The sequence below is a fragment of the Dactylosporangium sp. NPDC050588 genome, from assembly GCF_040654975.1.
Taxonomy (GTDB): Bacteria; Actinomycetota; Actinomycetes; order Mycobacteriales; family Micromonosporaceae; genus Dactylosporangium; species Dactylosporangium maewongense.
The window spans coordinates 1-13763 of sequence record NZ_JBFAJA010000033.1 but is presented as its reverse complement, the minus strand read 5'-3'; the positions used below and the strand labels follow the sequence as shown (position 1 = coordinate 13763).

Below are 13763 nucleotides of genomic sequence, written 5' to 3'. Positions count from 1 at the left end.
GGTCGCCGGGCCACGCTAGGATGTCCCGCAAGTCCGAATAGGGAGATCCCGTGACTTCCGACGAAGAGCCCGAAACGTCCGAGTTCCAGGACGGCGGCGCCAGCGCCAACGGTTCCGGCGCGCTGATCCTCTTCGGGGTGATCGGTGTGCTGGTGATCGTCGGCTTTCTGTACTCGGTGATGAGCCGCTGACGTCGTGGGGCGCCCGCCATACGGTGGGCGCCCCACTTGCCGTTCAGCCGGTGCCGTCGGGCGCCTGCTGGTAGCCGGCCGGCCGGGTGGTGAACGTGCCCCGGCCCTGGGTGCGGCTGCGGAGCCGGGTCGCGTAGCCGAACAGCTCGGCCAGCGGCACCGTCGCCGTCACGACGACGGTCCCGGCCCGGGTGGTCGAGTCGGTGACCCGGCCGCGGCGGGCCGCGAGATCGCCGAGGACCGCGCCCACGGTGTCGTCCGGGGCGGTCACGGTGACCTCGGCGACCGGTTCGAGCACCGCGAGGGTGCTCTGCCCCAGCGCCTGCCGCAGGGCGAGCCGGCCGGCGGTGCGGAAGGCCAGCTCGGAGGAGTCCTTCGGGTGGGTCTGGCCGTCCACGAGCGTCACGTGCACGCCCGTCACCGGGTGACCGCCGAGCGGGCCTTCGAGCAGCGCGTCGCGGCAGCCGGCCTCGACCGCCTTCACGTACTCCTTCGGGACCCGCCCGCCGACGACCGCCGACGTGAACGCGAACGGCTCGTCCGACGGGGCGACGTCGATGAGCACGTGCGCGTACTGGCCGGCGCCCCCGTCCTGCTTGACGTGCCTGTACAGCACGCCGCCGACACCCGACACGACGGTCTCGCGGTAGGAGACCTGGGGACGGCCGACGTTGACCGTCACGCCGGCCGTCTGGCGCAGCTTCTCCACGGCCACCTCCAGGTGCAGCTCGCCGAGGCCGGACAGCACCGTCTGGCCGGTCTCCGGGTCGCTGCGCACCGACAGGGACGGGTCCTCGTCGACGAGCCGGGCCAGCGCCACCGACAGCCGGTCCGTGTCGCCGGCGACGCGGGCCTCCACCGCCACGGAGACGACGGGCTCCGCGGTCGAGGCGGCCTCCAGTACCAGCGGCGCATCCGGCGAACAGAGGGTGGCGCCCACGCCGGCGTGCTTGACGCCGACGAGCGCGACGATGTCGCCCGCGGCCGCGCCGTCCAGGTCGGTGTGCCGGTCCGCCTGGACGTGCAGGATCCGGCCGACGCGTTCGGCGCGGCCGGTGCCGGTGTCCAGCACGGTGGCTCCCTTCGTGATCTCGCCGGAGTACACGCGGACGTACGTGAGGCGCCCGGTCGGCGCGGCGTGCACCTTGAACACCAGGCCGGCGAACGGGGCATCCGGGGTCGCCGGGCGCTCCGGGTGGACGGGCGGGACGTCCAGCGGTGACGGCAGGTAGGCCACGACCGCGTCGAGCAACGGTTCGACGCCCCAGTTCTTGTACGCGGACCCGCACAGCACGACGACACCGGCCCTGGTGTTGGTCAGGTCGCGGAGCGCGTCGCGCAGCGTGGCGTCCTTGAGTGCGCCGTCGGCCACGAACTCCTCCATCGCCGTGTCGTGCAGGTCGGCGACGGCCTCCTCCAGCGCCCGCCGGTGCCGGTCGGCGCCGGCCGGGACGCCGGTCTCGGCCATCACGCCGTCCACCCACCGGAAGGCGCGGCGCGTCACGAGGTCGACGACGCCGTCGCCCGTCGCGAGGGGCAGCTGCACGACCAGCGGCGTCACCCCGAGCCGCGTCCGGATGGACCCGACGGCGGCGTCGAGGTCGGCGCCGGCCCGGTCGAGCTTGTTCACGAACGCGATCCGCGGCACGCGGTGCAGGTCGGCCTGCCGCCACACCGACTCGGTCTGCGGCTCGACCCCGGCGACCCCGTCGAACACGACGACGGCGCCGTCGAGGACGCGCAGCGAGCGCTCCACCTCGGCGGAGAAGTCGACGTGGCCGGGCGTGTCGATGAGGTTGATCCGGTGGCCGTCCCAGGTGCAGCTGACCGCCGCGGCGAAGATCGTGATGCCGCGCTTGCGCTCCTGGGCGTCGAAGTCGGTGACGGTGGTGCCGTCGTGGACCTCGCCCTGCTTGTACGTGGCGCCGGTGCGGAACAGGATCCGCTCGGTGGTGGTCGTCTTGCCGGCGTCGACATGGGCGAGGATGCCGATGTTGCGGGTCTGGTCCAGGCTTCTGGTGTGCACGGCTCTGCGGCCTTTCAGGGAATCTGAACAGGGCAGCGCGATTACCCCGCCTCGACACGGGCAGGGTCCGGCCGGTGCAGCCGCGCGGGCTTACACCAGCGGGCGGGAAGACACCAGGATCACCTCGTGCCGGGACTGGGGGACGACGACGCGGTAACGCATGGCGGTCTCCTCCCCCTTCCTCGGCACGGTCCGGCGATCATCTCAGACGGTCGTGGCGACCGGAACCGATTTTCCGCCCCGCAACGCGTACACGCCGGCGAGCGCCGTGCCGACGCAGAGCGCGGCGGCGCTGAGCCCGAGCGACCAGTGCACGCCGATCGCGGCGCCGAGCAGCCCGACGGTGAAGCCGCTGCCGGCCCGCAGCCCCTGCGCGGACACGCCGTAGACGCCGATGACCCTGCCCCGGTCGGCGGGCGGCGCGAGCAGCTGCACGACGGTCTGCCCGATCGACATCGACGCGAGGTTGGCCACGCCGCCGAGCAGCAGCAGCGCCACCGCCAGGGGGTAGCTGGTGGTGACCGCGAAGCACAGGCTGGTGACGCCGTAGACGGCGGTGCTGATCACCGCGGCGAGGACCGTGGGCCTGATCCTGCCGGTCGCCTCGAGGAGGATCCCGCCGATGACCCCGCCGGCGCCGTTGGCGAAGAGCAGCACCCCGTACGCGAGGCTGGCCCCGTCGATCCCCTCCCCGCTCGCCGCGCTCCCGGCCCCGAGGTCGTGGGCGAAGATGGGCATCGCGGACTGCATCGACGCGCCGACGAAGAACGACCCCAGCCCACCCAGGATGATCATGCTGACCAGGGTGTGGTTGCCGCCGACGGCCTTCAGCACCCGCACCGACTCCGCGAGCCCGACCCGCGCCCGCGGCGCCCCGTGGTCCCGTGTGTGCCCGGTGAACTTCGTGCGGAACAGGAACAGCGTCAGCGGCAGGAAGAACAGCACGTTGACGAAGATCCCGGCGGTCGCCCCGAGCCCGAGCAGCAGCGCCGACCCGACGACCGGCCCGAACAGCACCCCGAGGCTGCGGAACGTGGCGTTGAGCCGGACCGCGCTGGGCAGGTCCTCGTCGCCGACGAAGTCGTGCAGCATCAGCTGCTCCCCCGGCCCCCACAGCGACCCGGCCAGCCCGTGCAGCACCAGCAGCACGCACGCGTGCCACACCTGCAGCGTCCCGGTCACGAACAGCACGCCCCACGCCACCGACACCGAGGCGAAGAGCAGCTGCGCGGCCTGGATGACCCGCCGGCAGTCGAACCGGTCCGCGAGCGAGCCGAAGTACACGGAGAACAGCAGGAACGGCACCCAGTGACTGATCACCTGGAACCCCGACAACGCGGGCGAATGGAACTTCTCCCACAGCACCCAGTACGTGATGACGTGCTCGATGTTGTCGGCCATCATGGCCAGCGCGGCCCCGAACAGGTACGGCCGGCAGTCCTTGTTCCGCAACGCCGCGAACCTCCGCGGTTTCTGGACCTGCCCGGCTGCGCTCATGCCCACCAGCCTGCCCCCGCCGCTGCGGGCCGATCCGCCCCGCTCACCCCGAAGTGATCACCGCCACGATGGTCAGCGGAGCTGAAGCCCACCCGTGAGCGCCAGCCACCGCAGCGCCTCGAACGGCGCCGGGTAGTCGTCGTGCTCGAGGTCCACCAGGACGCGAAGCCCACCGGCGTCCACCCGGACGTCCCCGACGCTCCAGAACTCGTTCTCCGCCGAGAACCAGTGCCCCCAGCTCGACGCGGTCCAACCGGACGCCCGCTCGAAGGCGAGCTTGTCCGCTGCGGCCCGCCACTGGACGAGCCACGCCTCGGCCTCCTCGACCGTCCGCTCCGGGGCGAACGCGCCGGCCAGCCAGCGCGGCGCCGCCCGCAGCACCCGCTCCGCGTCGTCGCCGCCGTGTTCCTTGAGCACCACCAGCAGCTCCGCGACCTCCCGGACCCGCTCCGCCTGGTCCGGCCCACCGATCAGCTCGACCCTCGTCCGCATTCCACCATGCCCCACCTCTTGCACAGCAGCCTCTCCAACGAAGCTCCGCCCGCCGATGTACCGAAAGTGCGGAAACACCAGTGCTACGGCCGCCCGCGAACCCCGCGCGGCCAGTGCCGCTCGGCTGAACGCAGGACATGGCAGCACTCCGTGCACGCCTCACCGTGGTCCGGATTCCAGCTGTAGTTCTCCGCGACGAACGTCGCGTCGAATCGTCCGCAGGCGCTCAGCGTGTCAAACACGAGAGCATGCCGCACGACCGATGCGCCACGCCACTCCTCGAACGTGGTCCACCGATCTTTCAGCGGCCGGTATGGCGGCAGGCCCGGCTGCTCGCCCTCACAGACCACTGCGGTCGCGAAGCATCGCGGGCAGGACCACCAAGTCCCCCACAGCGGGTCAGTGGCACCGTACGCCGCACCATCGCACATGGCATCGCCGCACACATCGCACTGCACGCCGGTGATGCTAGTCCGGCGGCCAAGCGTTCACCGGGGTGAAGTTCCGCCGTCACCGACGATTGTTCTCCGCCCACCGGCTCAGGTGCTGATCGACGACCGCTCGCACCTGGCGGCGGAGGTCCGGGTAGGTCATGTCGCCCGGCCCTCCGCCTCGATGACCGCATCGGTGAAGCTGTCCACGTCGCCGCGTTGACGGGCGGTGAACGTGACCGCATAGTGATCGCGGCCCGGATCTGGGCGGGGACGCGACGCGGGGAGTCACGGGTGATCGACAGGGAGCTGCTCGCCGAGCGGATCGCGGCGGCGCGCGAGCGCCGGAGGGCGCGGCCGACGTGGCAGAAGGTCCTCGTCACGGTCGCGGCGGTCGGGCTCGGGTTCGCGTGCAGCTACAACCTGAGCGTGGACGACGACGCGGCCCGCCCGTCGAAGCCGGCCGCCGAGGTGCGCGACGCCTGCGGCCATGTCGACGGGCAGGCCCTCGCCACGCTGTTCGAGACGCCGTTGCCGGCGGTGAGCGAACGGCCACGCGCGGAGGCGGGCGGGGTCGTGACCTACAGCTGCCTGGTGGAGTCCGACCCGGGGCTGCGGCTCCGGCTCGACCTGAGCGTCCAGCACGGCAGGGCGCGGGCCGACGATCCGCTCCTGCTCATGTCCGTGACCAAGCAGAGCGTGTACTCCGTGGACGGCACCGACGGCGTGCTGACCGCGGCCAAGCAGTCGAACGGCACCCTGTTCGGCATCACGCTGACCGGCTCTTCGGGCGCGCCGCCGGTGCCGCTGGCCGAGGAGCGGCTGCGCGCCGTCGCCGCCACCGTCGGCGACACGCTGTAGCGCGCAGCACGCCGCGGGTTCACGCCGTGGGCCGGATGCGCTCAGAGCGGGAGCAGGGCCGGGGCGACGGAGTGTTCTGCTGGCCGTACCAGAGGCAGAACATCAACACGGTCCAGATCTTGCGGGAGTGGTCGGCGTCGCCGCGGCGGTGGGCCGCGAGGAGGCGCTGGACGTGGCCGAGGTCGAGCAGGTGGTCGACGGCGGCGTCGGCGAACACGTCGCCGGCCCACACGCCGATCTCGCCGCGCAGCCAGACCCGGGTCGGCGTGGGGAAGCCGAGCTTGCGGCGGTCGACGACCGCGTCCGGCACGATGCCGCGCATCGCCTCCCGCAGCGCGAACTTCGTCGTCCTCGCCAGCTTCAGCTCCGTCGGCAGCTGCGCGGCGGCGGCGTAGACGGCCCGGTCCAGGAACGGCACCCGCAGCTCCAGCGAGTGCGCCATCGACATCCGGTCGGCCTTGGTGAGGATGTCGCCGGGCAGCCAGGTGTGCAGGTCGACGTACTGCATGGTGGCCACGTCGTCGAGGTGGGCGGCAGCCTCGTACAGCGGCGCCGTGACCGTCGTGTGCGGATCGGCCGGCCCGCGCATGAGGCGGGCCTTCTCCGCGGTGCCGAAGATGCGGGCGTTGCCGTAGTAGCGCTCGTCGATCGGGGTGGTGGCCCGCTCCAGGAAGCTCTTGCCGCGCACCCCCTCCGGCAGCGCCGCCGACACGGCGCGCAGGCCGCGGCGCAGCGGGGCGGGCAGCCCGGCGACGCCGGCGAGCGCGGCCGGCTCCCGGTAGATCTCGTAGCCGGCGAAGAGCTCGTCGGCGCCCTCCCCGGACAGCACGACGGTGACGTCGCGGGCGGCGGTGCGGGCCAGGAACCACAGCGGCACGATCGCGGGGTCGGCGACGGGGTCGTCGAGGTGCCAGACGATGCGCGGCAGCTCGGCGATCACGTCGGCGTCGTGGACCAGGGTCGCGGTCAGCCCGACGCCGAGCGCGGCCGCGGTCTCCGTCGCCGCCTCGATCTCGCTGTAGCGTTCGTCGTCGAAGCCCACGGTGTACGTGTGGATGTCCGGGTGTTTCTCGCGGGCGAGCGCGACGACGGCGGTGGAGTCGATGCCGCTGGACAGGAACGCGCCCAGCGGCACCTCCGCCTGCAGGTGGGCGTGCACACTGTCCCTGAGCGCGTCGCGGACGGCCGTGATCGCGTCCGGCCGCTGCGCCGGCCGCAACGAGTGCCGAAAGTATGCGCTTATTTCCGTTTTTTTCGCATGTACTGTTAAAGCATGGCCTGCGGGCAGCCGGCGCACCGACGGGTGCAGCGTCTCCGGCTCCGGAACGTACTGCAGGGTCAGGTAGTGCGACAGGGCCGCCGTGTCGACGCGGGTCCCGGTGCCGGCGAAGGGCAGCAGCGCCTTCTTCTCGCTCGCCAGGTAGAGACCGTCGGGCGTCGTCAGGTGGTACAGCGGCTTGATGCCGAACGGGTCCCGGAACGCGTGCACGGTGCCGGTCGCCCGGTCCAGCGCCACGATCGCGAACATCCCGCGCAGCCGGCGCACCGCCGAGGGCCCCCAGTGGTGCAGCGCCGCCGCGAGGACCTCCGCCTCCCCCTCGGTGGCGAAGACCGCCGCGTGGTCGCGGGCCAGCTCCGCGCGCAGCTCCAGGTAGTTGTAGATCTCGCCGTTGAACACGACCGTCCACGAGCCCCACAACGCCGGCTGCCGGCCGTGCGCGACGTCGACGATGGCGAGCCGCTGGAAGCCGAACGCGGCACCGTCCTCCACATGCAGCGTCGTCTCGTCGGGCCCGCGGTGACGCAGCAGCTCGAGGGCCTCGGCGAGCCGGTCGGTCTCGACCTCACCGGAGGCGCTGATGAAGACCAGGAATCCACACATGCCGGTGATGGTGCGGAGCCGGTCGTTGGGAACTGATGAAGAAGTGTGCGCCGGATCGAAACCCGAAGGAGGTTTCGCAGGTTCTTCACATCCTGCGCGCGACAATGATCGGCGATGAGCGCACGGATCCTGGTCGCCGAAGACGACCCGAAGCAGGCCGAGCTGATCCGCCTGTACCTGGAGCGGGACGGCCACAGCGTCCTGACCGTCCCCAACGGGCGGCTGGCCCTGGAACAGTGCCGGTCGCGCCGGCCCGACCTGCTGGTCCTCGACGTCATGATGCCGCTGGTCGACGGCCTCGACGTGTGCCGGATCATCCGGGCCGAGTCGACGGTCGCGATCCTGCTGGTCACGGCCCGCTCGACCGAGGACGACCTGCTGCTCGGCCTGGACCTCGGCGCCGACGACTACATGACGAAGCCGGTCAGCCCGCGGGAGCTCGCCGCCCGGGTCCGGGCGCTGCTGCGCCGCTCCGGCATCGGCAGCCCCGGCCACCAGCAGGTGCTGCGGGTCGGCGACCTGATCGTGGACGCCGGCCGGTTCGAGGTCCGCGTCGACGGCACCGTGGTCGTGCTGACCGCGAAGGAGTTCGGCATCCTGGAGCTGCTCGCCGGCGATCCCGGCCGCGTCTTCACCCGCGGCGAGATCATCAACCGGGTCTTCGGCTTCGAGCGCGACGTCTCCGAACGCACCGTCGACGCCCACGTCGTCAACCTGCGCCGCAAGATCGAGTCCGACCCGGCCGAGCCGCGCTACGTGCAGACGGTGTACGGCCGCGGCTACCGGCTGAACGAATCCGCATGAGCTTTCGTTTCCGGGTGTTCGGGCTGGTGCTGCTGGTCGCGGTGATCGCGATCGGGGTCACCGCGTGGCTGAGCATCCGGCTGACCGCCCTGGAGATCGCGCAGTCGCAGGAGACCTCGACCCGCAACGAGGTCACCACGGTCACGGAGATCCAGGCGTACGCCCTGCGCCACGGCACCTGGGCGGGCGTCGACAAGACCGTGCAGCGGCTGTCGATCGCCAACCACCAGCGGATCCGGCTCACCAACCTGTACGGCCAGGTCACCGTCGACAGCGACCACCTCGCCAACCGCGCCGCCCGGGCCGTCGTCAGCCCGCCCGCCCTCGTCGACTCCCGCCCGACGCTCAAGTTCCCGCCGGAGATGCTCGGGGCCCCGCGGACGCCCCTCGAGCAGAAGACCGGCATCACCGAGCTCGAGACGAAGACGCTGCTGCAGATCGCCCTGTTCCGCGGCACGGTCGTCTTCGCGCGCTGCCTCACCGACCTGCACGTCGACCCGCCGCCGGTGACCCTCAACGAGTTCGGCGTCCCGTACGCCACCACCGGCGTCGAGGACAGCCACGACTGCGGCACCCGGGTCGGCGACGTCGGCGCGGCGGAGCAGCCCTACGACGAGCTGCCGGTGAAGCCGTGCCGAGCCGAGAAGGACCAGGCGAAGTGCCTGATCAAGGCGTTCGGCGAGCGGGTCGCGACGTTCACCCCGGAGCCGCTGCAGCTCTACCTCGGCGCCGTCACCGACGACGCGACCAACCTCATCAGCCGCCCCGGCCTCGTCGCCGGCAGCGGCGTGCTGATCCTCGTCATCCTCGGCACCGCCGTCATCGCCCGGCACGTGAGCCTGCCCGTCCGCGACCTCACCGTCGCGTCCCGGCGCCTCGCCGACGGGCACCTCGACACGCGCGTGCCCTCGGGCGGCCGCGACGAGCTCGGGCAGCTGTCGGACTCGTTCAACCGGATGGCGGCCGCGCTGGAGGCGTCCGAGCAGGCCCAGCGCCGGCTCGTCGCCAGCGTCGCGCACGAGCTGCGCACCCCGCTGTCCAACCTGCTCGGCTACCTCGAGGCGCTGCAGGACGGCCTGGTCCCGCCGAGCCGCGAGCTGTTCGCCTCGCTGCACGACGAGGCCGAGCTGCAGCGCCGCATCCTCGACGACCTGCAGGACCTGACCCTCGCCGAGGCGGGGCACCTCACGTACCGCCGCAGCGACTTCGACCTGGCCGACCTGGTCGACACCGCCCGGGTGGCGCACCTCGCGGTCGCCGAGGCCGCCGGCGTCCGCCTGACCGCGGAGACCGCCGGCCCGCTGCCCGTGCACGCCGACCACGACCGTCTCCGCCAGGTCCTCGGCAACCTCATCGGCAACGCCATCCGGTACACCGACCGCGGCGGCCACGTGGCACTGCGCGCCTTCCCCGACGCCGACCACATCACCGTCGAGGTCCGCGACACCGGCTGCGGCATCGCCCCCGCCGACCTGCCTTTCGTCTTCCAGCGCTTCTGGCGCGCCGACCCCGCCCGCGACCGCGCCACCGGCGGCAGCGGCCTCGGCCTGACCATCGCCCGCCAGATCGTCCGCGACCACACCGGCGACCTCACCGTCGAGAGCACCCTCGGCGAGGGCTCGACCTTCCGCTTCACCCTCCCGACCACGAAGTGACCCGCTTCGCCGCCTACTTGAGCGTCAGCACGATCACCGCGGCCTACGACTCGTCTGGGCCTCACCAGCACTGCCCGGCGCGGTCCACGACCTCACCGCCGCGCGCGTGCACGGCCTGATCGACGCGCTCACCGCCCACGGCGCGAAAGTGCTGGCCGACAAGGGCTACCAGGGCGCCGGCGGCACGATCCGCACGCCGTTCAAACGGCACCGCCACCGGGCCCGGCTTTCCCGTCGGCAACGCGCCGTCAACCGCGCCCACGCCCGTGTCCGCGGCATCGACGAACGCGCGGTGGCCACGCTCAAGAGCTGGAGGATTCTGACCAAGCTGCGCTGCTGCCCTCGCCGCGCCACGGCCATGGTGCAGGCCATCACGGTCCTGCACCACATCGAAACGAACCGCTACCCACGATGAAATGGCTCCTTACCAGGACACGGACATCCTCGCTCCCTCGCCTGCCCGGCATCATGACGGCGTCCCGATGATCGTGTACCAAGTCGTCTACATCGACCATCAGCACGTTTCGGACCCCACCGGTCCGGCGCTCGGCTGCTCAGGGCATTCGCGTCCGTTCGACCCATCGGCCACCCCCGAACCTCGATCCCGGTCCGACTGAGGTCAGATCCTGGCCGCCCTGGACAGGCCCGCGAAGCCGGCCTACCGTCGGCTGAGCACCTCTCGGTGGAACCGCTCCACGAGCGCCCGCGCCTCGTCCGCCCGCCCGGCCGGCACGACGAGGTCGGCCATCTGCTCGCGAATCCAGTAGGCCCACGGCGGCTGCGCCAACCGGGTGGCGGTGAACACGATCCGCATCGGCGCCGTGCCCACCAGCTCCACGCGGGTCAGCGCCCCGGTGGGCGCGAACGCCGCATACGTGCCCGGGCGCCGCAGCACCCCGAGCCGCCCGACCAGCACCTCTCCCGCGCGGGCGCGCCGCGCCGCCGGCCCGCCGGCGCCGAGCCACAGCACCAGCCACGTGGCGGCGCCGACGAGCACCATGAGGGCGGGGACCGCGAACGGCGTGGACACCTCGGTCACCAGCGAGACCACGACGGCCACGCAGCAGGCGACACCGAGCGCGACGAAGGCGGGCCGGTTGAGCCGCTGCCGGCGGGCGCGCTCGGCCGCGACGGCGGACGCCCACTGCGCCTCGTCGTAGCTCCACCTGACCCAGCCGCGGCCGGCCTCCAGCTCGGCCAGCTCCTCGACGTACCGCTGCGGCCCCATCACCCGCAGCACCACGAACGCCCCCATCCCCCAGATGACGAGCACGGCCGCCGCGACGGGCAGGAGGCTGGCGGCCGGTCCCGCCCCGGTGAGCAGCCAGATGACCGCGGCGTACACCGGCGCGACCGCATAGATCATGAGCAGATGCACCCGTACGTGCTCAACCGCGAGGAGTCTCTTCACGGCCGCCGACAATAAGCATGTTCACACGCGTCCCGCCGTCTCGGACGACAACCCGACACTGTACGGATACGCTGCCGATCGGCAGGTCCAACCGGTCCGTCGACCTGGATGTAGCAGTCGACCAAGATCCGATGCCCCGACCGGGAGCGCGGTAGCGTTAGCTCCACCACGCCGCACCCCACCCTGACCCGGGCCGCGATCACTATGCGGTCATGTTCGTGGCCCGTCAACGCGGTTGGGCCACCGGCTGGACCGTGTGGCAGGCAGAATGTGGTCATGGTGGTGCTCGTCGACGACGACGTCGCGATCGCCTACGGGCAGATGTACGTCGACAGCCGGGCCCCGGCGGACCGGGACGGCGATCCCTGGCCGTTCGTGGGGCAGCGCAACGGGCTGTGCGGCGCGGCCGAGCCGGGCTATCTGTTCCTGAAGACCGCGACGCACACGGGGCACGTGCCGCTCACCGTCGAACGTCATGACGAGGATCCACCGCTCGCCGCGTTCTGGGAGGACGTCGTGGAGGTGTCGTTCCGGCCCGCCACCGCCGAGACGTGGTTGCTGCAGTGGGACATGTCGCGAAGCTGGCGGCTGGACCTCGAGCAACGCGACTACCGGGCCCGCTACTGCGCATACGGCTGGGACTTCGCCGAGGGCGACGACGACGAGGACTCCGAGGAGCAGTACCTGCTGCAGTTCTGGCCGGCGCCGCCCGCCGAGGATCGGCTGGTCCGGCAGGAGAGCCGCGGGGGCGAGCACCTCGCCGCCCGCTTTTAGCTTGTTATTTAACCTTCATCGCTGTTTGCGATCCTTGAGGTTCTTGTCTCGTTTGGTGGTCTTTCCGACGTCGTGCTGGATGGCGTGTAGGCGGTTCTTCGACCCTGGCGGGCGACCTGGGCCGGCTGTGGCGGGTTTCGGCGCACTGGCCGGTCGGGTGGTTTTCGGGCGCAGGTACCGAAATCCGCGGCGGACCCGGGCTGGGGTGAGCCGGTCCGGGGCGGTGGGGCGTTCCCAGGGACGGCGGAGGTCCTGAGTGAGTTGGCGGGCGAGCCGGAGCTGGATGTGGCAGGCGATCACGAGCCAGGTCCATCGATCGGCGGCCTCGGGGCTGCGCAGTCTCGGGGCGGTCCAGCCGAGGGTCTGTTTGAACAGGCGGAAGGTGTGTTCCAGGTCGAACCTGCGCAGGAACGCCTGCCACAGTTTGTCCACATGCGACGGTGAGGCGCCGGTGCGGGATGACCACAGCCACAACGGTTTCGGGTCGCGGTCGCCGGGAAGGTGCTGCACGGTGAGCCGGATCAGGGTGCCTTCCAGCACGGGCAGGTCACCGGCGTGGTCCAGCCAGGCAGCCCGGCGAGTCAGCCGGGGATGCAACCGGTCCCACGCCTGCGCGGTCGCGGTGCCGTAGCGGGTGGTGCCGGTGGTGGTCGCATGCGCCGGCGCCGGCCATGTGCCGGCATCGGCGAGGCGGAACTCGCCGCCGTGCTTGGCCGGCCGGCCCATCATTCCCGGCCGGCGGGGCGGTGCGGGCAGTCGCAACACCCGGTCGCTGCGCAACCGGCCCAGCACCTCAACCGACAGATCGGCGAGGAGGAACGCCAGCCGGGCCAGGTCGTAGCCGGCGTCGAAGACGACCAGCACATCCGGGTCGCCGATCTGCCAGTGCCCGGCGTCAAGCAGCCGGTGCAGCACCGCACGAACCTGCAAGGCGGTCACCTCGGCCACGTCATCGTCCGGGCCGAGCCGGACCGCGTCCAGCACCGCGGTCCACGATGTGCGGCCGGGTTCCAACGCGGCCACGAACGAGTACGGCCAGCCCGGGATCTGCTGGTCCTGGTTGCGGCCGCGGCCATGAACGTGGCAGAACAGCCGGTCGGGGCTGGTCGCCGCGTCCGGGCGCAGCCACGGGCTGACGTCGACAGCGAGCATGAGCCGCCCCTCGCTCGACCGGGGTAACGGCAGGCCCGCCACGGCCGTGCGCAGCCGCTGCACATCGATGCGGCCCGCGTTGAGTCCGTCGTACATCGCACCGTGCCCACGCCGATGCTCCGGCGCCAACGTCAGGTCCACCAACGTCTTGACCGGCCCGTCGGTACACAGCAGCGCGTCGGTGAGTTCGAACAACGCGTCGGCCCGAGCCGTCAAACACCGGTAGAACTCCCGCCGGAACCTACCCAACTCCCCGAACGCGCCCGCCACGGCAGCATCAGGCACACTGATCATCCAGACAGCCCTTGGTCATAGATCTTCTTCCCTCGACAAGAAGAAGGATCAACCAAGGGCTGTCCCCATGATCAGTCAGGGTCACCCCCGACCGGCCGCAGGTTAAATAACAAGTTTAGGGCGCGTTTCATAAATTTGTGCAGGCCGGGTGAAGTCACGGCGTGGCGGTGATCGAAATCTGAAGAGGTCTCCGGTAAGTGGTTCAGCGACCAAGCAGAACTTCATACCGGAGACCTCGTGGCCACCTTATCGGTGACGAGGCGGCACGACCTGACCGACGCGCAGTGGGCGGC

The 13763-nt window shown here is 71.5% G+C and carries 11 protein-coding genes and 1 pseudogene; 6 read left to right on the top strand and 6 right to left on the bottom strand.

What is annotated here, in order from left to right; translation table 11 throughout:
- Nucleotides 1–50 precede the first annotated feature (50 nt).
- Nucleotides 51–191, top strand: coding sequence for a hypothetical protein (locus AB0I21_RS23410; protein WP_344498981.1), 141 nt, complete (start codon nucleotides 51–53; stop codon nucleotides 189–191).
- Nucleotides 192–234: 43 nt separating this feature from the next.
- Here AB0I21_RS23410 and fusA read toward each other — a convergent pair whose 3' ends face one another.
- The 3 genes from fusA to AB0I21_RS23395 form a co-directional block, all read right to left on the bottom strand.
- Nucleotides 235–2217, bottom strand: coding sequence for an elongation factor G (fusA, locus tag AB0I21_RS23405; RefSeq protein ID WP_360564105.1), 1983 nt, complete (start codon nucleotides 2215–2217; stop codon nucleotides 235–237).
- 204 nt (nucleotides 2218–2421) lie between these two features.
- Complete coding sequence (locus tag AB0I21_RS23400; protein WP_360564103.1) at nucleotides 2422–3714, bottom strand: MFS transporter; 1293 nt, start codon at nucleotides 3712–3714, stop codon at nucleotides 2422–2424.
- Nucleotides 3715–3786: 72 nt separating this feature from the next.
- Nucleotides 3787–4206: a hypothetical protein gene (locus tag AB0I21_RS23395; RefSeq protein WP_360564102.1), complete on the bottom strand. Its 420-nt coding sequence runs from the start codon at nucleotides 4204–4206 to the stop codon at nucleotides 3787–3789.
- A gap of 725 nt (nucleotides 4207–4931) precedes the next feature.
- On the opposite strand from AB0I21_RS23395, the gene AB0I21_RS23390 reads away from it, so the two are divergent.
- Entirely contained in the window at nucleotides 4932–5498 is a 567-nt protein-coding gene (locus tag AB0I21_RS23390; protein WP_360564100.1) for a hypothetical protein, read from the top strand.
- A 19-nt stretch (nucleotides 5499–5517) separates the two neighbouring features.
- Here the strand turns inward: AB0I21_RS23390 and asnB are convergent, their stop codons facing one another.
- Nucleotides 5518–7380, bottom strand: coding sequence for an asparagine synthase (glutamine-hydrolyzing) (asnB, locus tag AB0I21_RS23385; RefSeq protein ID WP_360564098.1), 1863 nt, complete (start codon nucleotides 7378–7380; stop codon nucleotides 5518–5520).
- Between the two features lie 114 nt (nucleotides 7381–7494).
- Here asnB and AB0I21_RS23380 point away from each other — a divergent pair, with 114 nt between their 5' ends.
- The 3 genes and pseudogenes from AB0I21_RS23380 to AB0I21_RS23370 all read left to right on the top strand — a co-directional run.
- Nucleotides 7495–8184 carry a response regulator transcription factor gene (locus tag AB0I21_RS23380; protein WP_360564096.1) on the top strand — a complete coding sequence of 230 codons (690 nt, stop codon included), beginning with the start codon at nucleotides 7495–7497 and terminating at the stop codon, nucleotides 8182–8184.
- Nucleotides 8181–9839: an ATP-binding protein gene (locus tag AB0I21_RS23375; protein WP_360564095.1), complete on the top strand. Its 1659-nt coding sequence runs from the start codon at nucleotides 8181–8183 to the stop codon at nucleotides 9837–9839. Before AB0I21_RS23380 ends, AB0I21_RS23375 begins: the two co-directional genes overlap by 4 nt.
- 40 nt (nucleotides 9840–9879) lie before the next feature.
- Nucleotides 9880–10254: pseudogene (locus tag AB0I21_RS23370) on the top strand (transposase family protein); the annotation flags it as partial.
- A 243-nt stretch (nucleotides 10255–10497) separates the two neighbouring features.
- Here the strand turns inward: AB0I21_RS23370 and AB0I21_RS23365 are convergent.
- Nucleotides 10498–11250 (bottom strand): hypothetical protein, encoded by a 753-nt coding sequence (locus AB0I21_RS23365; protein WP_360564094.1) that lies wholly within the window; start codon nucleotides 11248–11250, stop codon nucleotides 10498–10500.
- Nucleotides 11251–11526: 276 nt separating this feature from the next.
- On the opposite strand from AB0I21_RS23365, the gene AB0I21_RS23360 reads away from it, so the two are divergent.
- Entirely contained in the window at nucleotides 11527–12024 is a 498-nt protein-coding gene (locus tag AB0I21_RS23360; protein WP_360564093.1) for a hypothetical protein, read from the top strand.
- Between the two features lie 15 nt (nucleotides 12025–12039).
- On the opposite strand, the gene AB0I21_RS23355 is transcribed toward AB0I21_RS23360, so the two are convergent.
- The gene (locus AB0I21_RS23355) at nucleotides 12040–13470 is read right to left on the bottom strand and encodes an NF041680 family putative transposase (RefSeq protein ID WP_360564092.1); all 1431 of its coding nucleotides are present in this window, start codon (nucleotides 13468–13470) and stop codon (nucleotides 12040–12042) included.
- Nucleotides 13471–13763 lie beyond the last annotated feature (293 nt).

What these genes read in the sequence shown, in the direction of transcription:
- AB0I21_RS23400 (WP_360564103.1), bottom strand. Translation starts at nt 3,714, where the DNA reads ATGAGCGCAGCCGGGCAGGTCCAGAAACCGCGGAGGTTCGCGGCGTTG.
- AB0I21_RS23395 (WP_360564102.1), bottom strand. Translation starts at nt 4,206, where the DNA reads ATGCGGACGAGGGTCGAGCTGATCGGTGGGCCGGACCAGGCGGAGCGG.
- asnB (WP_360564098.1), bottom strand. Translation starts at nt 7,380, where the DNA reads ATGTGTGGATTCCTGGTCTTCATCAGCGCCTCCGGTGAGGTCGAGACC.
- AB0I21_RS23380 (WP_360564096.1), top strand. Translation starts at nt 7,495, where the DNA reads ATGAGCGCACGGATCCTGGTCGCCGAAGACGACCCGAAGCAGGCCGAG.
- AB0I21_RS23375 (WP_360564095.1), top strand. Translation starts at nt 8,181, where the DNA reads ATGAGCTTTCGTTTCCGGGTGTTCGGGCTGGTGCTGCTGGTCGCGGTG.
- AB0I21_RS23360 (WP_360564093.1), top strand. Translation starts at nt 11,527, where the DNA reads ATGGTGGTGCTCGTCGACGACGACGTCGCGATCGCCTACGGGCAGATG.
- AB0I21_RS23355 (WP_360564092.1), bottom strand. Translation starts at nt 13,470, where the DNA reads ATGATCAGTGTGCCTGATGCTGCCGTGGCGGGCGCGTTCGGGGAGTTG.